The organism is Kitasatospora sp. NPDC048662 (genome assembly GCF_055587065.1).
The window spans coordinates 508259-529809 of the sequence record NZ_JBVJHA010000004.1; the positions used below are offsets into that span (position 1 = coordinate 508259).

The following is a 21551-nucleotide window of genomic DNA, read 5'->3' on the forward strand; positions in this document are numbered from 1 at the left end:
TGACAGCGGTGAATTCAGGCTTGGGAACGGGGAGTTGATTGCTCCGGGGCGGGTGGCCGGAGTGGCGGGTGCGGTGTGTGGCGCTCAGGGACGGCGCCCGGTGGACACCGGTTCGGGAGAGGTGGGGCGACGTTCCGTGGGCGGGTCGGTCGGCGAGGAGCTGGGTGCGGCGCCCCGTGGCACCGGTTGGCCGACGCCAGGTTGCGGGGCGGGAGTTGACGTCCGCCGGGCGCCTGCTCGACCCGAGGCGAGACGGGTGAAGACGGCCAGGAACAGTGGCAGCGCCAGATAGCCGAAGCGTCCGGCCGGTGCGAGCAGGAAGGCCAGGGCCAGTCCGACGGCCAGGCGATCGGCGGCGGCGATCGCGTTCGTGGGTGGGCGGCGGACCAGGGACACGGCCACCGCGCCCCCGCCGAGCAGGAGCAGTGCGAGCGCCAGCCACCAGCCGCCCGGGGCGAGTTGGGCGAGCAGGCGTCCGGGCAGCGGGCTCGCGGCGGGCGTCCGCCACTTGCCGAGGCCGAGCGGGAAGGCGAACACCTGGCGCACCATCGGTCCGGGAGCCAGCACCAGCCAGGGCGCCACCAACGCGGTGGCGACCGTCGCCGCGACCCCGGCGCAGCGCCACCCCGCCCGCCGTCCGGCCACAGCCCCGAGCAGCGCGACAGCCACCGGAACGGCAGGCCAGGCCGTCCACTTCAACGTGCACGCCACCGCCAGCGCCAGCCCGGCACCACCCGCATGCCGCCGCGCCGCGAGGGCGAGCGCCAGGCAGAGCAGACCGGTCATCGGCAGATCGACCCCACTCACCGCCAACGGCAATGCCACGACCGGCGAGGCCACCAACGCGAGTGCGCCAGGCGCCAACGACGCACTGAAGGACGGAAGTTGGGTGAGAAGCGGCAGCCGCCTGGCACACCATGCGAAGACCGGTCGATCGACGCGCAGGGCGGACGGTCGCAGGGTGCGCAAGGTGGTGGCCCGTGGGCTTGGTGGCGTCGGCCGGGCCTCCGGGTGCGGGTGGCCTTGGGTGGTGCACTTGTCGCCAGCAGGGGCCGGGAGCGTTGTCAGATCGGCTGCCGCGTCCGCCGCGAGCGTCGATCGGCCGAATCGCCGCAGGGCGGTCAGTCGCAGGGTGCGCAAGGTGGTGGCCTGTGGGTTTGGTGGCGTCGGGCGGGCCCATGGGTGCGGGTGGCCTTGGGTGGTGTACTTGTCGCCAGTCGGGGCCGGGAGTGTTGTCGGATCGGCTGCCGCGTCCGCCGCGAGCGTCGATCGGCCGACTTGCCGCAGGCCGGACGGCCGCATGGCGCGCTTGGCGGGGGCCTGTGCGCCCGGGCCCAGGGCGGTCCGCCCGTCGCCGACCGAGGCCGGGTGTGCCGCCGCGCGCAGCGCGAGCGTCGCTCGGCCGAGCCGCCGCAGGCCGGAGCGCCCCACGCCCCGCCCGACAGTTGATCCCGCCGTCAGCGCCAACGGCAGCCGTTCAGCCGGAAGTTCGGCGGCATGCAGCGACCCCCCACCTCGCCGCAGCACCTGCCACGCGCCCCCCACCGCCGCCAGGAACCCAACCGCGCACCACAGTCGCGGGTCGCCGAATGCGGCGTCCGGTCCGAGCAGGGCGCGTGGCAGGCCGAAGGTGGCCATGCCGGGGAGGTACGGCGTCAGGTCCAGGACGGAGGTGGGGGAGTCGAGGTACGGCGAGCCGTGGGCCAGCAGTTCCGTGCCGGCCCGGCCGATCACCGTGACCTCGCTCTGGCCCTCGCCCGATCGGATGGCCAGAAGCAGCGGGAGCAGTCCGGAGACCCCGAGTGCCACCACCGCGGAGAGCAGTCGGCAATCGCGACGCGGCGCGCTGAGGACGGCGGCCAGCAGGTAGCCGATGGCGGCCGTGGTACCCCAGTCGCGGTGCGGGCCGAGTGGGGAGACCAGCGGGAACGCGGCCGCCCAGGCCGCGCAGAGCAGCCAGCCGGCGGGCCACAACCAGCGGCGGTTGCGGCGAACTTGGCGGGGAGAAGTGAGCACCCGCCCATTCCAGTCGGTGGACAGGGCGGCGTCAGCGGGGCCAGGTCGAGACTTGCTGGTCGACTTTTCCCTACCCCACCACCGGGTGCCAGCACCCAGCGGTGGCCGTCCATGGTCTGGACCACTGGACGGTTCGAGGGGAGTCCGCGCACACTGGCGCGATGACGCTCCGACCGCCCGCCGGCCTGGAACTGCACGACCTGGACGTCCCGGACCCGGGGTTGCTGCCGTTCGCCGCCGGCAGTTTCGACTCCATCGGGCCGCTCTCCAGGGCGGACTTCCCGCACCGGCACTCGTTCTACGAACTGATCTACGTGACCAAGGGGAGTGGGACCCACGCCGTCGATCTCGCGGAGTACCGGATCGAGCCGCCGGTGTTGTACGTGGTGCTGCCGGGGCAGGTCCACCACTGGGTGCGGGCGCGCCAACTCGACGGCTGGGTACTGCTGTTCAACGAGGACTTCCTGCACCGGCACCCGGAGGATCTTGCCCTGCTGCGCGCGCTGGCCGGTGCCACCGCTTCCCACCCGAACCGCCGAGGGCACGGTGAACTCTCCCGGCTGCTCGTGGAGTTGAGCGCGGAGTACCGGGCCGGCCTGGACGGTCGGCTGGGGGTGCTGCAGGCGCTGCTGCATGTCCTGCTGGTGCGCGCGCTGCGGGTGGCCAGGCAGGGCGAGGGCGCGGACGGGACGCTGGTGCCGAGAGCGCCGGTGCATCCGCTGGTGGACCGGTTCGCCCGGCTGATCGCCGAGCCTGATCGCGCGGGCCGCTCGGTGCTCGCGCTGGCCCGCGAACTCGGCGTCTCCGCAGGCTACTTGCATGAGGTGGTGAAGGACGCCACCGGCCGCACACCGGCCCGGCTGATCCGTGAACAGCAGACCCTGGAGGCCAAACGACTGCTCGCCACCACCGACATGACGATCCGTCAGGTCGCTTTCGCGGGAGGGTTCTCGGATCCGGCGTACTTCTGCCGCTTCTTCCGGCGCGAAGTCGGCTGTACGCCAAAGGAGTTCCGGGAACACAGCGGCTGACGGGGCCGGGCGGGAGAAGCGAATCCGGCAAGAACCGGCACAGTCAACGGTGGGTAAAGCCCGGCTGAGGAATGCACCACGTCCGGCGGCCCCCGTCCATCGACGGCCCGCGCGGCAGGGCCTAGCGTCTGAGGCACCCCACAGCGTCGCCGAACGGGGACACCCGACCTCTCCAGGTGTCATGGTCCTCTCACGGGATCCGGGCGGGCGGCGTCCGACGAAGCATCCGAACGGAGAGCCATGTCCACCCCCCACAATCCCCTGGGCGACCGCCAGATCAGCCGCAAGAGCCTGCTCAAGGCCGCCGCCCTGGTCGGCGCCGTGCCGGTGCTGATCGGTGGCGGCACCGCCCTGGCCCGCGACACCGCCGCCTCCGGCGGAACGGCCCCGCTCACGCCCACGTGCCACGACGGCGACGCGCCCACCGGCGAGCAGATCGAGGGCCCGTACTTCAAGCCGGGCTCCCCGCTGCGCACCAACCTGGTCACCGCAGGCACCCCCGGCACCCCGCTGACGGTCAGCGGCTACGTGTTCGGCCGCAACTGCGCCCCCATCTCCGGCGCGCTCCTGGACTTCTGGCAGGCCGACACCAACGGCAGCTACGACAACGCCGGGTACACCTTCCGCGGCCACCAGTTCAGCGACGCCAACGGCGCGTACACACTGACCACGATCGTCCCGGGCCTCTACCCGGGCCGCACCCGGCACATCCACGTCAAGGTGCAGGCCCCCGGGCAGCCGATCCTCACCACGCAGCTGTACTTCCCGAACGAGCCGCGCAACGCCACCGACAGCATCTTCGACCCGGCGCTGGTGATGACCGTCCAGCAGGTCGGCAACGGGCGCCAGGCCAGCTTCGACTTCGTGCTCAACGTCAACGGGACGCCCAGGCCGAGCAGCAGCCCGACCGGCAACTCGCCGAGCCCGAGCCCGAGTTCCTCCCCGGGCGGGACCACCACCTGGCAGGTCGGCACCAGCTACAAGGTCGGCGACCAGGCCACCTACAACGGCGTCACGTACGTCTGCATCCAGGCGCACACCGCTTTCGCCGGCTGGGAACCCCCGAACGTCCCCGCCCTCTGGTCCCGCCGCTGACCGCTCCCACCCCCACGCGGGGCGGTCAGCGGCGACAGCCACCCGAAGTGGCGCCGGCCACCCGTGGTGGCAGACCGCCATCCGAAGCGGCGGCGCGGCCCGCACCTCCGGGAGAGGAGAACCGGGAGTGCGGCCGCCAACCGTCAAGCGCCATGGCGGCCCGAGCGCGGGGTGCCCGAGCCGCCATGGCGCGCCACGGCCGGAGCCGGTGGCCAGTGACCCCTGCCCGTGCCGCCACCCGAAGCCACGCGAAGCCACCCGAGCCCACCCAGTGCCTCCCTGCCGCCCCCGTAGGCTCGGGCCATGACCGAGCCCCAGCATCTGGTGGTCACCACCACCCACGAGGACGAGGGAGCCGCCCGCGCCCTCGCCACCGCCCTGGTCCGTGAACGCCTCGCCGCCTGCGCCCAGGTTCACGCCGTCCGCTCCGTGTACTGGTGGGACGGCGAGGTCCAGGACGCCGCCGAGTGGCGGATCGACCTCAAGACCAGGGCCGCGCTCGTAGGGCAACTCGTCGACCGGATCGGCGAGTTGCACCCGTACGACACCCCTGAGGTGATCGCCGTGCCGATCACCTCGGGGTCGCCCGGCTACCTGGCCTGGCTGGACGCGGAGACCGCCGCGGCCGGATAACGCGGTCGCGGGGCGCTCCGCCGCTCGCCCAAACTCCGGGCGCAGTTGTATTCCGAGGAGCCGTGCCGGGCCGATCTCGTCCTACACCGTCCGCGCCGTGAACCAGCTGACGGCCCGTTGGGCCTGAACGGACGCGACGCCCGGCCGGAACGCGGTGTTCAGCGCCCCGTTGGCCTGGGCGCCGTCGGCCTTCCTGGCCGTGGGGGCCGCTGGCCCGGCCGTCTGCGAACTTGCGCTCGCGCTGGGCGTGCGGCCGCACCGGGCTGCCGAGGCGGGGCGCGAGTTGGTCGCCGGGCTCGGTGTGTGGACCCGGGCGGGGTTGCCCGTCGAGCTGCGCCGGTCGGCCGCCCTGCCCCCGCACAGCCACGGCCTTCTCGGTGTGGATGACACCAAGGGCCGGGCGGAGATGGACAGTTGGGCTGCTGAACGGACCGCCGGGGCGATCCGCCGGATGCCCGTTGAGGTCCGCGACGACACCGAGCCGGGTTCTGGGGCGAACCCGGCGAGGTCGAGGCCGGGCCCTGGCGGGGCCTGTGCGTCGCCGAGCTGCACCGCCTCACCGCGCTGCTCGACCGGGTCGGGGCCGCCGACACCGAGGTCGGCCCGCTGACGGTGCTGCGCGTGCTCGGCATGGACGGCATCGACGTCCACCTGTGCCTGGACGCCGAGGACGCCGAACCCGGACCCGTGCTGGCCGCCGCCGTCTGCACCGTCGAAAAGCTCCGCCCCCCTGAGGCCCGGCAGTGCACTCGGCAACGGCGAGCCCGGGCCGGGGCTGCGGGCGCTCTGGCGGCGAAGCCGCCGCCGAGGTCACCAACTCGACGTCAGCACCACGGAGTTCGACCTTGCGGGGGAGCGCGACCTGCTGTCCGGCCCCGGCCTGTTCGGACTGCGCTCCGCCACCGACACCATCCGGGGGCACTTCCCGGGGATCAGCTCCGCGCCGCTCGCGATCGGCGCGGCCGCCCAGTCCGCCACGGCCTTCGGAGCGACGGCCGCTGGCGTGTCGAGCCGCAAACCTCCGTACCTGGTCCGGCGGATCGAGGTCCGGTTCGACCGCCCGTTCGCCTTCCTCGCGGTGCACCGCGGTTCCCGGCTGGTGCTGGCAGCCGGGTGGGTGGCCGAACCGCGCACCGTCGTCAACCCTTGGGGCAGTGGCTGACGGTCCTCACGGCAGCGGTTCGCTGTGCCAGCGCTCGAAGACGCGGCGGCCGTGTCCGGGCAGTTCGGCGCGGCCGGTGGACCAGAGCAGAGTGGTCCACCGGTCGGTGTCCGAAGGCGCCTCGGGGAACAGCCGGGTCAGGGCGCGGTCGCACAGCTCGGCAGGCGGGTCCCAGGGCAGGCCGAGGCCTGCGGCCACGTCGTGGGTGTGCACCAGGGTCTCCACCACGCCCATCGCGGCGAAACCCGCCGGATCCGACACCCCGTAGGAGTGGAACGCGCGGACCTGCGGAGCAGCCGTCCGGACCATGGCCGCCAGCAACCCGCCTCCGGCGTCCAGGGCTTGAAGCAGGCCGGCGGGTCCGACAGCGCGATCGACGAAGATCACGCTCGCCGGCCCCGCGGGACGCTCCCGCTGCCAGCGCAACGGCACGTACCCGTCCAACGGGGGCCGGGCGGGCGCGAGTTGGGTCGCGTAGCTGAACAAAGCATCCGCCAGGTGTTCCAGGGTCTCCCAACAGTCCCACTCCAGTCCGCAGGCCCGGGCGCGCCAGCCTGCGGACGGCGCGTCCGTCAGCGCCGCGACCGCCAGCCGCACGGCCTGCTCAACATCCGCCGCCGTGACCGGCGTGCGCCCGTCGGCCTGCGATGGGGTCAACGGTCCAGGATCCGGGAAGTGTGGTGACATGGGCGCACCATACTGACCTCGGCGCGTCGGCGTGAACCGCCCCGAAGTCCCCTCGCCGCCCTCCCGGCGGACAGCATCCCCACGGCCGCACCGCCTGCAACGGCCGTACCGCCCACCCACCAACGCCGACCCCAACCTGATCCGATCCGTGCCCACCTCGGCCCCAGGTGATCCCGCCCCCGGAACCGGCCACCTGATCACCTGTCAGAGCGCGGGTGATCGACAGTGATGCCCGCCTGGATTGGCCAGGACGGCGAGGCGGACCCGGTTGGTGGTGTCGGTCTTGGTCATCAGGCTGGAGACGTGGGTCTTCACCGTGGTCAGGCCGATGTGCATCCGCTCGGCGATCTCGCTGTTCGAGAGCCCGGCCGCGATCAGCCGCAGCACCTCGGTCTCCCGCTGGGTGAACGGCGAGCCGCCGCCCGCCCGGCCGGGCGGGCCGCCCCAGGCGCGGGCGGCGCGGGTCACCACCCGGTGCAGCACGGTCGGGCTGTAGGGGCTGTCCCCGGCGGCGGCGCGGCGCACGGCGTCCAGCACGGCGGGCGGTTCGACGTCCTTGCCGAGGAAGCCGCAGGCCCCGGCGTGCAGTGCGGGGTACAGCCGGTCGTCGTCGTCGAAGGTGGTCAGCACCACGACGCGGGTGGCCGGGCGCAGCCGCAGGATCTCGGCCGTCGCGGTGATGCCGTCCATGCCGGGCATGTGCAGGTCCATCAGCACCACGTCCGGCCCCAACTCCTCGGCCAGCCAGACGGCTTGGGCGCCGCCGGTGGCCTCGCCGAGCACGGTGATGTCCTCGGTGGACTCGCAGAGCATCCGCACCCCGGCGCGGACCAGATGCTGGTCGTCGACGATCAGGACGGTGATCACGCGCCCACCCCGCTCGCGTCGGCGGGCAGGACGGCCCTGATCCGCCAGCCGTCGGGGTCGGTCCGACCTCGATCGTCCCGCCGACCAGGGCGACGCGCTCGCGCATGCCCAGCAGGCCGTGCCCACCGGACGGGCCGACCGCGGTCGGTGAACTTGCCCGGGACGGGCGGGTGTTGGCCAGGTCGAGCCGTAGCTCGCCGTCCGCCATCGCGGTCCGCAGCAGCACTCGGGCGGTGGGCCCGGCGTGCTTGGTGACGTTGGCCAGCCCCTCCTGGACCAGCCGGAGCACCGTCAGCGACCGCATCGCGTCCAGCCGCGAGATCGCCGGATCGACCTCGGCCCGGACGTCCAGTCCGGCCTGTCGGCTGCGCTCCACCACGCCCTGGACGGCGGCCGGCAGGTCGGTGGTTTCGGCGAGCAGCGGGGCGAGTTGGTCGGCGGCGGGTTCGCGCAGCGCGGTGAGCAGGCGGCGCAGGTCGGTGAGCGCGGTGTTGGCGCTGGAGTGCACGTCGTCCAGGACCTCGGTGAGGCGCCGGTCGGTCTGCGGCAGCACGTGCCGCGCCACGCCCACCCGCAGCACCGTGGACGCCAGGTGGTGGGCCACCATGTCGTGCAACTCCCGGGCGATCGACGCCCGTTCGCCCATTCTGGCGCCCCACTCGGCGAGGTCACGGCTGCGTTCGGCCTCCCGGGCCCGCTCCTGGGCGATGGTCGCGGCGCGCTCCGCGGAGCGGATGTACCCGGCGAGCAGCACGGGCACGCTGACGATCACCGCCGCCCGGTACAGCGCGGGGAACAGGTCGCTCGTCAAGGGCCAGCCGGTGTGCACCAGTTGGGCCAGCGCCAGGCCGACCGAGGCGGCCGCGGCGGGCCGGCCCCACCGGCGCACCGCCAGTTCGAACAGGGCGGCCGCCGCCCCGACCTTCGCCTCCACCGTCACCAGCGGGGCGACCAGTTCGGCCAGCGCCAGCATCGCGCACTGGCCGAGCGCCGTCACCGCCGGGCGGAGCCCGCCGAGCGCGGACAGCGCCAGCACGCCCAGGCCCACCGCCCAGTCCGCAGGCCCGAGTTGACCGGGTCGGCGGAGCAGCAGCAGGTAGCCGAGGCCGAAGGCCAGCAGGGCCAGCCGCATCGGGCCGAACCTGCGGCCGAGGATTCGTTCGATCCGCATGCGCAGCACGGGATCCGACCCTACGGGCCCGCAGGCCGGGGTTTCGTCCCCCGTGCGGAGGAGACGTCTCCTCCTTCCGGTCGGCCGGCCCGGACCGATCGCCCGAGGCGGCGGGCCCGGCCGGGCGGCGAGTGTGGGGTCCGCAACCCGCACCCCGGACCGCACGAGCCGCGAGTGCGGGGCCCACAAGCCCTCGGCAAGGAGCCGCCCGTGTTCGCCCTGCTCGGAAGATTCGCCGCCCGCCGCCGACGCCTGGTCCTGCTGGCCACGCTGCTGTTCACCCTGGTGGCCGGCGTCTGGGGCACCCAGGTGTTCGGCGCCATCACCGGCGGCGCCGGCTTCGACGACCCCGACAGCGCCTCCGTCCGCGCCGACCGCGTGCTGGCCGGCCCGCTCGGCCGCCTGCAACCCGACGTCGTGGTGCTCTACCGCAGCAACGAGGGCCGCATCGACGACCCCGGCCTCGCCGCGCAACTGCGCACCGTGCTGGATGCCGTCCCGCGCGAGGACGTGGCCCGGCTGGAGTCCTACTGGTCCACCGGCGACGCCGACTTCCTCAGCCACGACGGCCACGCCGCCTACGTCACCGTCCAGTTCAAGGCGTCCGACGACCAGCAGCGGGTGCAGGCCCTGCAGCGCATCGAGGGCCGGTTCCAAGTCCCGGGCACCGACGTAGCGTTCGGCGGTGTCACCGCGATGACCGAACAGGTCAACGCCAGGACGGGCAAGGACATCGGGCGCGCCGAACTGCTCTCGGTGCCGCTGCTGCTCCTGCTGCTGGTGCTGATCTTCCGCAGCGCGATCGCCGCACTGCTGCCGCTGGCCACCGGCGCCGTGGTGGCGCTCGGCTCGTTCACCGTGCTGCGGATCGTCGCCTACGCGGTGCCGATCTCCAGCAGCGTGATCAACGTGATCACCATCCTCGGGCTCGGACTGGCCATCGACTACGCCCTGTTCATGGTCGGCCGGTTCCGCGAGGAGCTCGCCGACGGCACCCCGCTCGACCTCGCCGTCCAACGCACCACCGCCACCGCCGGACGAACCGTCGCCTTCTCCGGCCTGGCCGTCGCCATCTCCTTCGCCGGCCTGGCACTGTTCCCGTCCCGCTTCCTCAGCTCGATGGGCTACGCCGCCGTCTCGGTGGTCGCCTTCGCCGTCCTCGCCTCCCTCACCGTGCTGCCCGCGCTGCTGCGCGTCACCGGGCATCGCGTCAACTCCTGGCGGATACCCACGCCTTGGCGCCGCCCGACGGCTCCGGTGAAGGGCCGCTGGTACCGCACCGCCCGGCTGGTGATGCGCCGCCCGCTGCTGACCGCCGCCGCGGCCGTCGCCCTGCTGCTCACCGCCGGAGCGCCCTTCCTCGGCGTCAACTGGGCCCGGCCCGGCGACTGGGTGCTGCCCGCCGATGCCGACGCCCGGGTGGTCGCCGAACGCCTGACCACCGACTTCGACCACGACCCCACCAAGGTGCTCACCGCCGTCGTCCACCTGCCCCGCCCCGCCGACGCCGCCGGCCCCGAACTGGCCGCCTACACCGGACGGTTGGCGGCCGGACCCGGCGTCACCGACGCCGCCGTGACGGCCACCGACGGCGACACCGCGCGGATCACCCTGCACTACACCATGGACCCGATGTCGCCGGACGCCGCCGCCATGGTGCGGGACCTCCGCGCCCAGACACCCCCCGACGGGGCGAGCGCCCTGCTCACCGGCATGCCGGCCTCCCGGGCGGACATCGTCCACATGATCGGCTCCCGGGCGCCGTGGATGGCGCTGTTCGTCGCCGCCGTCTCCGCCCTGGTGCTGTTCCTGGCCTTCGGATCGGTGACGATCCCCGTCAAGTCCGTGCTGCTGAGCCTGCTTTCGCTGTTCGCCGCGTTCGGCGTGATCACCTGGATCTTCCAGGACGGCCACCTGCACGGCCTGCTGGGCTTCGACCCGATCGGCGCGATCGACGCCGACTTCCCGGTACTGATCGTCGCCATCGCCTTCGGCCTGGCCATGGACTACCAGGTGTTCCTGCTCTCCCGGATCAAGGAGCACCACGACCGCGGGGCCGACCCCGAGGAGGCGATCGCCCTCGGCCTCCAGCGCACCGGCGGGATCATCACCAGCGCCGCACTGCTGCTGATCACGGTGGTCTGCGGCTTCGTGGCCTCCTCCCTCGCGTTCCTGCAGATGATCGGCGTCGGCCTGGTGGTCGCCGTCGCCGTGGACGCCACCCTGGTCCGCGCCGTCCTCGTCCCCGCCGCGCTGCGCCTGCTCGGCCGGTGGGCCTGGTGGGCGCCCCGCCCACTGACCGCGCTGCGGGAGCGCCTCGGCCTGGCCCGGGAGCGGACGGTGGACTGACGGGGCGTCGCCACACCCCGCCCGCTACACTCCCGAACGCCCGGGCGCACCTGCCCGGGCGTTCGGCGCGGGGAACGGGTACGCACATGCGGCAGTGGGGCCGACTCGGCAAGGCGGCACTGGTCGTGGCGGTGCTCGGCGCGCTTTCCTGCTGATCGCCGCGATCCTCGGCATGCTCGCCCGCCGCCGGCGCCGCCCCACGCCGACCGCCTACCCGGAGTGGGTGACCACCGCGCCCTGACGGGTCGCCGGTTGTCGGTTCGTCGCCCCGGTCGCCGCCCCGCACCGCCCGCACCAATGGCCGCCGCGCCCTGACGGGCCGCCGGTTGTCGGTGCCAGCCTCTACCATCGCGCCCATGCGAGCATCAGGCACCTTCACCGTCCCCGAGTTCACCCCCGCGCCCGTCCCGGAGGGCGACATCAAGACCGCCGTCGGCGTCGGTGTGGCCACCATGCGCAAGGAGTTCCGGGGCGAGATCGAGGGGCGCTCCACCACGCTCTTCACCTCGGCCTTCGACCATGCGGCGGGCGTCGGGACGTACCTCGCCATGGAGTCCTTCGCCGGCCAACTGCACGACACCGAAGGCACGTTCAACTTCGCGCACTCCGCCACCACGCTGGGCGCCGGCCGTGAGGGCGAGTACTTCGTGATCGTTCCCGGCAGCGGCACCGCGGGCCTGGCCGGCATCACCGGCACCGGCGGCATCGTGATCGACGAGGACGGCACCCACCGCATCCACCTCGACTACGAACTCCCGGCGTAGCGAAGGCCGGTGACCCCGCGCTGCGCACTGCACGCGGGGCCGGTTCGTTCCCACCTGCCGCCGTTACGCCGAACTCCCGTCGTAGCGGTGGCCGGTGGGAGGGCCGGTCACTCCGGGCGGGACCAGTTCGCCTCCACCCGCTGCCGTTCCAGCTCGACCAGCCCGCGCACCACGTCCGTCGCCGTCCGGTGCGAGAGTTCCGCGAAGTTCTGCAGCCACTCCGCCAGCTCCACCGGCAGATCCACCTGCACCCGCCGCCGACCCGGTGGAACCTTCCGGTAACTGCCCATCCGGCTAAGCCTCCTGGCGGTGCTTCGCGGCCCAGGCGCACAGCACCGGGACGCAGGTCTCGGCAAAGTACTCGTAGTCCGCGGCGGTGTTGTACACATGCGTGGAGAGCCGGAAGTAACCCGTCCCGCCGAAGCTGGTGAATGCCGCCTCCACCCCGAACTCCGTTGCCAGCCGGTCCCGCAGGCCGTCCGCCTCCAGCCGGGTCCGCCCCAGTCCGGCGGGCAGCTTGACCAGCCGCAGCGCGTTGACCGGCATGCCGACCTCCGCCGCGGCCGACTCCCCGGTGGCATTGGCGAACGCCTCGCCGATCAACTCCTGTGCGTAGTCGGCGAGTTCCGTCATGTACTGGCGGGTCTGCGGCCAACCCCACTGCTCCGCGACGAAGTCGAGCGCGGTCGGCGCGGCCAGATAGCTCGTCGCGTCCACCGTGCCCTGGGTGTCGAAGCGCTCCGGGAACGGCTCCTCCGCGCCCCAGGAGTCGATCAACGGGTAGAGCGCGTGCCGGAGTTCGCCCCGCGCGACGAGCGCGGCGGTGCCGCGCGGCGCGCAGCCGAACTTGTGCAGGTTGCCGACCCAGGCGTCGCAGTCCAGGCCCGCCCGCGGGTCCTCCAGCAGGCCGGGGACGTGCGCGGCGTCCACCAGCAGCGGGATGCCGCGCTCGCGGGCGGTCGGACCGATCAGGTCGATCGGGAGACGGCGCGCGGTGGCGGAGGTGATCTGGTCCAGCACGATCAGCGCCGTGCGGTCGTCGATCCCCTCGAGGACCGCCGCCGCGGCCTCCTCCGGACCGGCCGCCAGCGGCACGTGCACGGTGCGGACCGAGCCGCCCCAGCGCCGGGCCAGCCGGGCCGCGCCCATGGTGACCGCCCCGTAGCCGTGGTCGGTGACCAGCACCTCCCCGCCCGGCCGGTGCGGCAGGCTGTTGTACACGGCACTCGCGCCCGCACTGGCGTTCGGCACTAGCGCGGTGAACTCGACCGGGGCGCCCAGGAATTCGGCGATCGCGGCCCGTGCCCGGGCGACCCGGCGGGGGAGCGCCGGGAACCACACCACCGGGGCGCGCTCCATCTCCTCCCGCAGATCCTGCTGCGCGCGCTGTGCGGCCAGCGGAACCGCCCCGAACGAACCGTGATTGAGATGCCGCAACGACGGGTCCAGCGACCACCCGGCGGCGGCCGGCCGGCCGTCCTGGAGCAGCAGCGGCTTGGGGGCGACGACGGTTCCCACAGTCCCTCCGATCCGGCCGCCTGTCCTGACCCTGGAGCGGCCTGTGCTCCGAATGCTGACACAGCGCCCGCCGGGCCCGGCACGCGGGCCGCCCCAGCCCGGCACGCGGGCCGCCCGGGCCCGACACGCGGGCCGCCCTGGCCCGTTCGGGTGGCTTCCCGTTGCGCCGTCCGGATGCGGCCGAGCGGGTGCCGCATGCTGAGCGGACCCGACCCGTCCCGTCCCACGGGCGGGCCGCCGATCGAGAACGAGGATTCCCGCATGTTCCAGAAGTCCCGCCCGCCGGCCATCCCCGCCCCGCGCCGCCCGCTCGCCACCGTGCGTCCGCCCGCCCGCAGCCCCCGGCCGCCGCGCACCCGCCGCGAGCGCTGATCGCCCGGCCCACCGACCGGCCCGCCCCGGCCGACACGTCTCCCGCGGCCGGGGCCGGGCCACCAACTCTCCGCCCTACGGCTCGATCACCCAATGGTTGGTCCGCAGCACCCGTCCCGCGAACACCACCTCGCGCTCCTCCAGCAGTTCGAACCCGAGCGAGCGGCACAGCGCGTTCGACGCGCCGTTGGCCGCCCCGGGGAAGGCGTGCACCGGGCCCCAACGCCCGTCCGCGCCGGCCGCTTCGAGCACCTCATGGACGGCCCGCTTGGCCAGTCCGCGCCGCTGGAACTCCGGCAGCACCATCCACCCGATCTCGGAGATCGACGCGCCGTCCTCCTTGTGCGGCCACAGCGTCACCGTCCCCGCGACCACCTCGGGCCCGGCGCCGTCCGGCACGATCATCCGGACCCACCAGTCGTCCGCCACCGTCCGCTCCACATCGAGCCGGACCTTCTCGGCCATGCCCTCGGCCGGCAGCGGCCCGCCCAACTCGGCCGTCATCGCCGGGTCGCACCGCATCCGGAGGTACGCCCCGACGTCCCCCGGCCCGACGTTGCGCAGCCGCATCCGTGCACCCCTTCCGCTCTGCCCGCAGCTAAGGACGGTACCGAGTGGGTGCGACGGTCCGTACAGTCCGATCGCATGACGACGGTCACCTCCCGCACGGTCCACTACCCCGCCGACGGCCTGACCATGGCCGGCCACCTCGCGCTGCCCGCCGGGACCGGCCGCCGGCCCGGGGTGCTGATCGGCCCCGAAGGCCCCGGCCTGAGCGACTTCCAGCGCGGCCTGGCCGACGCCCTCGCCGAACTCGGCTACGTGGCACTGCTGTTCGACATCAACGGCGGTCGCTGGTTCACCGATCCGCAGGAGATGCTGGCCCGCGCCCTCCCGCTGCTCGCCGACCCCGAGCGGATGCGGGGCATCGGCCGCGCCGGCCTCGACGTCCTGCTCGCCGAACCGCGCACCGACCCCGACCGGATCGCCGCCATCGGCTACGGCACCGGCGGCGCCATCGCCCTCGAACTCGGCCGCGCCGGAACCCCGTTGCGCGCCATCGGCACCCTCAACGCCGTCACCACCGGCCGCCCCGGCGAGGCCGCGAACATCCCGTGCCCGGTCTGGGCGGGCGTCGGCTCCGAGGACCCGATCATGTCCGCCGAGCGCCGCGAGGCCTTCACCGCCGAAATGCAGGACGCCGGCGTCGACTGGCGCCTGACCGTCTACGGCGGCGCCCAGCACGCCTTCCACCACCCCACCGTCAACGCCGTCGTCCTCCCGGGCGTCGGCCACCACCCCCGCCAAGCCGCCCGGGCCTGGCGCGACATGCTCGACCTCCTGGCCGAGTGCCTGCCCGTCACGGAGTCGGGCGATTCCGGCTCATGAGCGTTTGAGGAACCGCACGGAGCACGCGCCGAACACCAGCACGACTCGGGTCCGCAGCATCTCGATCAACCCGTAGCCCGGCGCCGCTCAGGGGCGGACCGCGCCCATGTACGGCATGACGTCCATGTCCACGATTTCGATGTTCTTGCCGGTGCGGGGGGCGTGCAGGAGCTTGCCGTTGCCGATGTAGATGCCGACGTGGTGCAGGTCGTTGTAGTAGAAGAGCAGGTCGCCGGGCTGGATGTCGGCCTTCGCTATGCGCTTGCCCGCGTTCCACTGGTCCTGGGAGACGCGGGGGAGGCTGACACCGCCGGCCCGGAAGGCGGCCTGGGTGAGGCCCGAGCAGTCGAAGGAGTTGGGGCCGGTGGCGCCCCAGGCGTAGGGCTTGCCGATCTGGGCGTAGGCGAAGTCGAGGATCGCCTTGACCTGGCCGGTGGCGGGGCCGGTGTAGGTCTGGCCGCGGGTCGAACTGCGGGACGCCGCCTGGCTGTTGTCGCCGAGGACGCGGGCCCGGTCGGCGGCCTTGAGACCGGCCAGGACGCGGCTGGCCTCGGCCAGCTTGTCCTGCACCTCGGTCTTCTTCGCGGCCAGGGTGCTGCGGGCCTGCTCCAACTCGGCCAGCTTGCCCGCGGTTTCGGCCCGGTCCTGGTCGATCGACTGCTGCAGGCGCAGCGCGCTGCGCAGCGCGTCGGCCTGTTGCCCGCCGGCCAGGTCCTGGAGGCCTGCCCGGCGCAGGTATTCGTCGGGGGAGGAGCTGAGCATCAGTTGCATGCTCGGGTCGACTCCGCCGCCGCGGTACTGTTCGGCGGCCAACGCGCCCAGGGTGTCCTGGAGTTGCAGGATCTTCGCCTGCTGTCCGGCCAGCCGGTCCTGCAACTTCCCGGCCTGGTCCTGGAGTTGCTTGGCCCGCTCGTCCACCTTGTTGTACTGCTCGGTGGCCGCCTCGGCGTCCTCGTACAGGGCGTCGACCTTGGCCTTGACCTGGTCGATGGTGCCGGTGGCCGGTTCGGCCCAGGCCGAGCCGGTGGGCAGCAGGACGGCGGCGCCGGCCGCCGCGCCGAGGACGGCCGTCCTGGTGCGTCCGGCGGGTCGGGGGCGGCGGTGCGTTCCCATCGCTGCGTCTCTCCTCAGAACTCCGGGCCTTAACTACGAGACAACTTAGTAGTTCAGTAGAAGGACCGGCAAGCCACCCCGCGCCCACTACGATGAGCCGGACCACCGGTGGGACCCGAAGAGGACGGAACGGCAGTGCGCAGACTCGGCGACCTGGAGGCGGAGATCATGGACCGCCTGTGGACCTGGGGCCGCCCCGCCACCGTCCGAGAGATCGTCGACGACCTCAACCGCTCCCGGCCGCTCGCGTACACCACCGTGATGACGGTCGCCGACATCCTCCACCGCAAGGGCATGCTGCGCCGCGAGAAGTCCGGCCGGGCCTGGAGCTATCGGCCCGCGTGCACCCGCGAGGCGTACAGCGCCGCCCTGATGCGCGACGTCCTCGGCGAGAGCCCCAACCCCACCGGCGCCCTCGCCCACCTGGTCGAGCAGCTCACCCCGGCCGAACTCGACGCGCTGCGCGCCGCCATCGACTCCGTAGACCGCGAGCAGCCGGGCCGCGGCGGCGCAGGGGGCGCACGGTGAGCGCCGCGCTCGCGCTGTTCGGGTACGCGATGCTGGTCGGCGTGCTCGCCCCGCTGCCGCTGGCCCGGGCGCGCTGGACGCACCGCGCGCCCCGGTTGGCCGTCGCGCTCTGGCAGGGGCTGGCGCTGTCCTTCCTCACCGCCCTGGTGCTGGCCGTCCATCACCTGGCCGTCCCGGGCGGCCACCTGCACCTCGGGCTGGTCGGCCTGATGCACCTGTGCGGTGTCGACCACCCTGCCGGGCCGGCCCTCGGCGGCGGATGGCGGCTGCTGCTGCCCGCCGCGGCCGCGCTCTGGCCGCTCGGCCGGTTCGCCACCGTGCTGGCCCGCGCCGCCCGGCACCGGAGCCGCCACCGGACGGTGCTCGACCTGGTCGCCGCCCGCGACCCGCGCCTCGGCGCGCACGTCCTCGACCACCACATCCCCGCCGCGTACTGCCTGCCCGGCCGCCGCTCCCGGATCGTGCTCACCCGCGGCGCGCTCGATGTCCTCACGGACGGTCAACTCGCCGCCGTGCTCGCCCACGAGCGCGCCCACGTCACCGGCCGTCACCACCTGGCCCGCACCGCCGCGGACGCGCTCGCCGCCGCGTTCCCGTTCCTCCCGCTGGCCCGCCTCGCCGCCCGGGAGACCCCGCTGCTGCTGGAGATGGCTGCCGACGACCGGGCCGTGCGCCGCCACCCGCGCGCTGTGCTCGCCGCCGCCATGTACCGGGTGGCCGGCGGCCAGGTCCCGCAGGCCGCGTTCGCCGCCGGCGGCCCCGCCGCGCTGCTGCGGGTCCGCCGCCTGCTGGCCCCCGCCACCGCCCCGCACCCCGCGCTGCGCGCCGCCGCCGTGCTCACCACGGCCGCCGCCCCCGTCCTCCCGCTGCTGTTCACCTGCGGCCCGGTCCTGCCCTGACCGCACGCCGGACCACACGGCAGGCCGCACGGTACCGTCCGCCCGGCAGACCGCACACCGGAACACACGGCACCGCCCGCCCCGGACGGACCCGGGCGGGCGGCTTTCGGGAGCGCGACAGGCGCCTACATCGGCTTCGGCTTGATCATCGCGAACGGTGCGCCCTGCGGGTCGGAGACCACCGTCATCCGCCCGGCCACCATGTCGAACGGCGGGACCAGCACGGTGCCCTTGTGTTTGGCCAGCGCGTCCACGGTGGAGTCCACGTCGTCCACCGCGTAGTACGTCAGCCAGTGCGCCGGGGTGCCGGGCGGGTCGTTGGCGAGCAGGGTGGCACCGCCGACCGCGCGGCCGCCGACCTGCAGCGCCCAGTAGTCCTTCGCGCCTTCCATCGGCTCGATCTCGATGCCGAACGCCTCGCCGTAGAAGGCGGTGGCCGCCGGGATGTCGCTGGTGTGCAGCTCGTTCCAGACCACCGCGCCGGCCTCGTTGACCACCTGCGCGCCGGAGAAGTCGAGGGCCTGCCACACGCCGAACACCGCGCCCTGCGGGTCCTGGGCGATCAGCATCCGGCCCAGCTTGCCGACGTCCATCACCGGGGCCAGCAGCGTGCCGCCGGCCGCGACGATCGCGTCCTGGGTGGCCTGCGCGTCGGTGGTGGCCAGGTAGGTGGTCCACACGGTCGGCGGCTCCGGCTGGCCCTCGGGCGCCATCGCCGGGCCGATCCCGGCGACGGCCTTGCCGTTCAGTTCGCAGACCGCGTACCCGCCGAACTCGGCCGGGCCGGGCTTGCCCTGCCAGCCGAGCAGGTCGCGGTAGAAGTCCAGCGCCGCCTGCTGGTTCTTCGCCATCAGATCGACCCAGCACGGAGTGCCGGTCTCGTACGGTTTGGTGACTTCGGGCATCTCTCGCTCTTTTCCGGTGAGGCGTTCCGGTGTTCCCCCGGAAGTCACCCTCGTGGCCCGGTCCCCGATCCGCCACCGGAGGGCACACCCACCGCCGGGCAGGCGCTACCTGGACTGTTCGACCGGTCTGCTGCCGGCCACCCGCCGGGGGTGGCGATCCGGGCACCCGCCGCCGGTAGGCCGTCCGGGGGAGTGCGGGCGTGGGGGCCGGAGCGGTGGATCGGGCCGGTGCCTACGGTGGCGGGCATGTGGCACGACATGTTCCAGGCGGGGATCTCGTACGGCGAGAAGACGCTGCGCACCGTACTGGTGTACCTGGCGCTGCTGGTGCTGCTGCGGGTGGTCGGCAAGCGCGGGCTGGCCCAGCTGAACACCTTCGACCTGGTGGTCATGCTGCTGCTGTCGAATGTGGTGCAGAACGCGGTGATCGGGAACGACAACTCGGTGGTGGGCGGCCTGTACGGGGCACTGGTGCTGCTGCTCACGGACTGGGTGCTGGTGCGGCAGGCGGCGCGCTGGGAGTGGTTCAACCGGCTGCTGGACGGGACGCCGACGGTGCTGGGCCAAGACGGCCGGTACGACCTGCGGGAGGTCGCCCGGCAGGGCATCCGGGTGCCGGACCTGGACGTGGCGATCCGGCACCAGGGCGGCAACGGGGTGGAGGAGACCTCACTGATCGTGCTGGAGCCGGGCGGCACGCTGCTGGTGAAGCTGAAGGAGGGCGACCAGGTGGCCGACAAGGGCGACGTGGCGACGATCAGGGCGGTTCTGGCCGCCATCGAGGCCCGGCTGCCGGCCTCCCGGTGACTGTTTTGTCCCGTTTTGCGGCGCCCGACAAGAGACATTGACGAATCCTTAACGGCAGCCTTTACGGCCCCTGGGCCTTCGATTCGATCACTTGCACCGCCTCTGGCCTGCGGGAATGCGGCAAATCCACTGATCGGACAGGCTGCTTGTCTTAACGGCAGGGGCGCATACGCTCCCGTGCTGTGTTCAACCTCCCCCAGGCGCTCAAGCGCCTCGTGATCGGCCGCGCCATGCGCAGCGAGGAGCTCGGCGAGACGCTGCTCCCCAAGCGGCTCGCGCTGCCGATCTTCGCCTCCGACCCGCTCTCCTCGGTGGCCTACGCGACCGGCGAGATCCTGCTCGTCCTCACCGTCGGTGGCACCGCCTTCCTGTACCTCACCCCGTGGGTCGCCGCCGGCGTGGTCGCCCTGATGGCCGTGGTGGTGATGTCCTACCGGCAGGTGGTGCACGCCTACCCGAGCGGCGGCGGCTCGTACGAGGTGGTCTCCCGCAACCTCGGCGCCAACTCCGGCCTGGTGGTGGCGGCTTCGCTGCTCGTCGACTACGTGATGACGGTCGCCGTCTCGGTGGCGTCCGGCGTCGACAACATCATCTCCGCGTTCGGCTCGCTCGCCGATTACCGGGTGGCGCTGGCGGTCGGCTTCGTGGCGCTGCTGACCGCGATGAACCTGCGCGGCGTGCGCGAATCCGGCCGGGCCTTCGCCGCCCCCACCTACCTGTTCATCGGCGGCATCCTGCTGATGGTCGTCACCGGCCTGATCCGGCTGGCCTTCGGCGACAACCCGCAGGCCCCCACGGCGGCCCTCGGCATCGCCGCCGTGGACGGCAAGGACACCCTCCAGGGCTTCGGCCTGCTGATGCTCGGCCTGCGCGCCTTCGCCTCCGGCTGCACCGCGCTCACCGGCGTCGAGGCGATCTCCAACGGCGTGCCCGCGTTCCGTGCCCCCAAGTCCCGCAACGCCGCCGCCACCATGGCCGTGATGGGCATCGTCGCGGTGGTGATGTTCGCCGGCGTCACGCTGCTGGCCCTCACCTCGCACGTGCACTACGTCGAGGACGCCTGCCAGCTGACCGGCCTGGCCGGCGACTGTCACACCTACACCCAGCAGACGGTGATCGCGCAGCTCGCCGCGACCGTCTTCGGCGGCTCCGACACGCTGCTGTTCTACTTCATCCAGGCCGTGACGGCGCTGGTGCTGATCCTGGCCGCGAACACCGCGTTCAACGGGTTCCCGCTGCTCGCCTCGATCCTCGCCCAGCACCGCTACCTGCCCCGGCAGATGCACACCCGCGGCGACCGGCTGGCCTTCTCCAACGGCATCATCGCGCTCGCCGTGGTGGCCGGCGGACTGCTCTGGTTCTACAAGGCGGACGTCACCAGCCTGATCCACCTGTACATCCTCGGCGTGTTCACCTCCTTCACGCTGTCGCAGATCGGCATGGTCCGGCACTGGAACCGGGCGCTGGCGGAGGAACGCGACCCGGCGGTGCGGGCAGCCGCGCAGCGCAGCCGGCTGATCAACGGGCTGGGCGCCGTCACCACCGCGCTGGTGCTGGTCATCGTCCTGATCACCAAGTTCACCCAGGGCGCGTGGCTGGCCGTGGTCGCCGCGCTGCTGCTCTGGCTCACCATGCGGGGCATCCGGCGGCACTACGACCACGTCGCGGAGGAGCTCTCCGTCGAGGACGTGGCCGCGGAGAGCTCGCGCCCGCGCCAGGTGCATGCGGTGGTGCTGGTCTCCAAGCTCCACAAGCCGACGCTGCGGGCGCTGGGCTACGCGGAGGCGTTCCGGCCGGACACGGTCGAGGCGGTCACGGTGGACGTCGAGCCGGAGGCGACGGCCGACCTGCGGTCCGCCTGGGAGGCCAGCGGCCTGGAGGTTTCGCTGCGGGTGCTGGAGTCGCCGTTCCGGGAGATCACCAAGCCGGTGGTGACGCATGTGCGGGAGCTGAAGGAGCAGTGGCCGGGGGACGCGGTGGCGGTGTTCATTCCGGAGTACGTGGTGGGGCGGTGGTGGGAGAACCTGCTGCACAACCAGTCGGCGCTGTGGCTGAAGAGCCGGCTGCTGTTCACGCCCGGGGTGATGGTCATATCGGTGCCCTGGCAGTTGACGTCCGCGAAGAGGGCGGACCGGCCTGCGCGCAAGGCGCCGGGCGCGGTGCGGCGGGGGCAGTAGCCGGGCGCCCGGTACGGCAGGGTCGCGGCCACGCGCAGGTCATTGGCGTGCGTCGCGATCCTGCCGTT

At 73.3% G+C, this 21551-nt stretch carries 21 protein-coding genes and 1 pseudogene; 13 read left to right on the forward strand and 9 right to left on the reverse strand.

Annotation, left to right across the window (positions count from 1 at the left end):
- Positions 1–84: 84 nt before the first annotated feature.
- The gene (locus ACZ6R9_RS15525; protein WP_465538522.1) at positions 85–2016 is read right to left on the reverse strand and encodes a hypothetical protein; all 1932 of its coding nucleotides are present in this window, start codon (positions 2014–2016) and stop codon (positions 85–87) included.
- A 161-nt stretch (positions 2017–2177) separates the two neighbouring features.
- On the opposite strand from ACZ6R9_RS15525, the gene ACZ6R9_RS15530 reads away from it, so the two are divergent.
- From ACZ6R9_RS15530 to ACZ6R9_RS15545, 4 genes are all read left to right on the forward strand, one after another.
- Positions 2178–3047 carry a helix-turn-helix domain-containing protein gene (locus ACZ6R9_RS15530; protein ID WP_465538523.1) on the forward strand — a complete coding sequence of 290 codons (870 nt, stop codon included), beginning with the start codon at positions 2178–2180 and terminating at the stop codon, positions 3045–3047.
- Positions 3048–3287: 240 nt separating this feature from the next.
- Entirely contained in the window at positions 3288–4142 is an 855-nt protein-coding gene (locus tag ACZ6R9_RS15535; RefSeq protein ID WP_380477906.1) for a dioxygenase family protein, read from the forward strand.
- 303 nt (positions 4143–4445) lie between these two features.
- Positions 4446–4775 carry a divalent-cation tolerance protein CutA gene (gene cutA / locus ACZ6R9_RS15540; protein WP_465538524.1) on the forward strand — a complete coding sequence of 110 codons (330 nt, stop codon included), beginning with the start codon at positions 4446–4448 and terminating at the stop codon, positions 4773–4775.
- A gap of 1003 nt (positions 4776–5778) precedes the next feature.
- Positions 5779–5937 carry a hypothetical protein gene (locus ACZ6R9_RS15545; RefSeq protein ID WP_465538525.1) on the forward strand — a complete coding sequence of 53 codons (159 nt, stop codon included), beginning with the start codon at positions 5779–5781 and terminating at the stop codon, positions 5935–5937.
- 6 nt (positions 5938–5943) lie between these two features.
- Here ACZ6R9_RS15545 and ACZ6R9_RS15550 read toward each other — a convergent pair whose 3' ends face one another.
- The 3 genes and pseudogenes from ACZ6R9_RS15550 to ACZ6R9_RS15560 all read right to left on the reverse strand — a co-directional run.
- Positions 5944–6594 carry a DinB family protein gene (locus ACZ6R9_RS15550; RefSeq protein ID WP_465538526.1) on the reverse strand — a complete coding sequence of 217 codons (651 nt, stop codon included), beginning with the start codon at positions 6592–6594 and terminating at the stop codon, positions 5944–5946.
- A gap of 234 nt (positions 6595–6828) precedes the next feature.
- Complete coding sequence (locus ACZ6R9_RS15555; RefSeq protein WP_465538527.1) at positions 6829–7491, reverse strand: response regulator; 663 nt, start codon at positions 7489–7491, stop codon at positions 6829–6831.
- A 502-nt stretch (positions 7492–7993) separates the two neighbouring features.
- Positions 7994–8137, reverse strand: a pseudogene (locus ACZ6R9_RS15560) (histidine kinase); the annotation flags it as partial.
- Here ACZ6R9_RS15560 and ACZ6R9_RS15565 point away from each other — a divergent pair.
- The 4 genes from ACZ6R9_RS15565 to ACZ6R9_RS15580 all read left to right on the forward strand — a co-directional run bounded on the left by ACZ6R9_RS15565 (position 8097) and on the right by ACZ6R9_RS15580 (position 11775).
- Entirely contained in the window at positions 8097–8564 is a 468-nt protein-coding gene (locus ACZ6R9_RS15565; protein ID WP_465538528.1) for a hypothetical protein, read from the forward strand. The pseudogene ACZ6R9_RS15560 and the gene ACZ6R9_RS15565 overlap by 41 nt on opposite strands.
- Before the next feature lie 308 nt (positions 8565–8872).
- Positions 8873–11011, forward strand: coding sequence for an MMPL family transporter (locus ACZ6R9_RS15570; protein WP_465538529.1), 2139 nt, complete (start codon positions 8873–8875; stop codon positions 11009–11011).
- Positions 11012–11105: 94 nt separating this feature from the next.
- A complete protein-coding gene (locus ACZ6R9_RS15575) occupies positions 11106–11252 on the forward strand; it encodes a hypothetical protein (protein ID WP_465538530.1) in 147 nt (48 codons plus the stop codon).
- Between the two features lie 115 nt (positions 11253–11367).
- A complete protein-coding gene (locus ACZ6R9_RS15580) occupies positions 11368–11775 on the forward strand; it encodes a DUF3224 domain-containing protein (protein WP_380477898.1) in 408 nt (135 codons plus the stop codon).
- Between the two features lie 107 nt (positions 11776–11882).
- Here ACZ6R9_RS15580 and ACZ6R9_RS15585 read toward each other — a convergent pair whose 3' ends face one another.
- The 3 genes from ACZ6R9_RS15585 to ACZ6R9_RS15595 form a co-directional block, all read right to left on the reverse strand.
- Positions 11883–12065: a hypothetical protein gene (locus ACZ6R9_RS15585; protein WP_380477897.1), complete on the reverse strand. Its 183-nt coding sequence runs from the start codon at positions 12063–12065 to the stop codon at positions 11883–11885.
- A 4-nt stretch (positions 12066–12069) separates the two neighbouring features.
- On the reverse strand, positions 12070–13293 hold the full coding sequence (locus ACZ6R9_RS15590; protein ID WP_465538531.1) for an aminotransferase class V-fold PLP-dependent enzyme: 1224 nt from the start codon (positions 13291–13293) through the stop codon (positions 12070–12072).
- Positions 13294–13740: 447 nt separating this feature from the next.
- Positions 13741–14235: a GNAT family N-acetyltransferase gene (locus ACZ6R9_RS15595; protein ID WP_465538532.1), complete on the reverse strand. Its 495-nt coding sequence runs from the start codon at positions 14233–14235 to the stop codon at positions 13741–13743.
- Between the two features lie 75 nt (positions 14236–14310).
- On the opposite strand from ACZ6R9_RS15595, the gene ACZ6R9_RS15600 reads away from it, so the two are divergent.
- A complete protein-coding gene (locus tag ACZ6R9_RS15600; RefSeq protein ID WP_380477894.1) occupies positions 14311–15054 on the forward strand; it encodes a dienelactone hydrolase family protein in 744 nt (247 codons plus the stop codon).
- Between the two features lie 87 nt (positions 15055–15141).
- Here the strand turns inward: ACZ6R9_RS15600 and ACZ6R9_RS15605 are convergent, their stop codons facing one another.
- Complete coding sequence (locus tag ACZ6R9_RS15605; RefSeq protein ID WP_465538533.1) at positions 15142–16167, reverse strand: C40 family peptidase; 1026 nt, start codon at positions 16165–16167, stop codon at positions 15142–15144.
- 135 nt (positions 16168–16302) lie between these two features.
- On the opposite strand from ACZ6R9_RS15605, the gene ACZ6R9_RS15610 reads away from it, so the two are divergent.
- Both ACZ6R9_RS15610 and ACZ6R9_RS15615 read left to right on the forward strand, forming a co-directional pair.
- Entirely contained in the window at positions 16303–16695 is a 393-nt protein-coding gene (locus ACZ6R9_RS15610; protein ID WP_465538566.1) for a BlaI/MecI/CopY family transcriptional regulator, read from the forward strand.
- Positions 16692–17594 carry a M56 family metallopeptidase gene (locus ACZ6R9_RS15615; RefSeq protein WP_465538534.1) on the forward strand — a complete coding sequence of 301 codons (903 nt, stop codon included), beginning with the start codon at positions 16692–16694 and terminating at the stop codon, positions 17592–17594. The genes ACZ6R9_RS15610 and ACZ6R9_RS15615 overlap by 4 nt, the downstream gene beginning before the upstream one ends.
- A gap of 125 nt (positions 17595–17719) precedes the next feature.
- Here the strand turns inward: ACZ6R9_RS15615 and ACZ6R9_RS15620 are convergent, their stop codons facing one another.
- On the reverse strand, positions 17720–18499 hold the full coding sequence (locus ACZ6R9_RS15620) for a VOC family protein (protein WP_465538535.1): 780 nt from the start codon (positions 18497–18499) through the stop codon (positions 17720–17722).
- A 246-nt stretch (positions 18500–18745) separates the two neighbouring features.
- Here ACZ6R9_RS15620 and ACZ6R9_RS15625 point away from each other — a divergent pair, with 246 nt between their 5' ends.
- Both ACZ6R9_RS15625 and ACZ6R9_RS15630 read left to right on the forward strand, forming a co-directional pair.
- On the forward strand, positions 18746–19306 hold the full coding sequence (locus ACZ6R9_RS15625; protein WP_380477890.1) for a DUF421 domain-containing protein: 561 nt from the start codon (positions 18746–18748) through the stop codon (positions 19304–19306).
- A 182-nt stretch (positions 19307–19488) separates the two neighbouring features.
- A complete protein-coding gene (locus ACZ6R9_RS15630) occupies positions 19489–21483 on the forward strand; it encodes an APC family permease (RefSeq protein ID WP_465538536.1) in 1995 nt (664 codons plus the stop codon).
- Positions 21484–21551 lie beyond the last annotated feature (68 nt).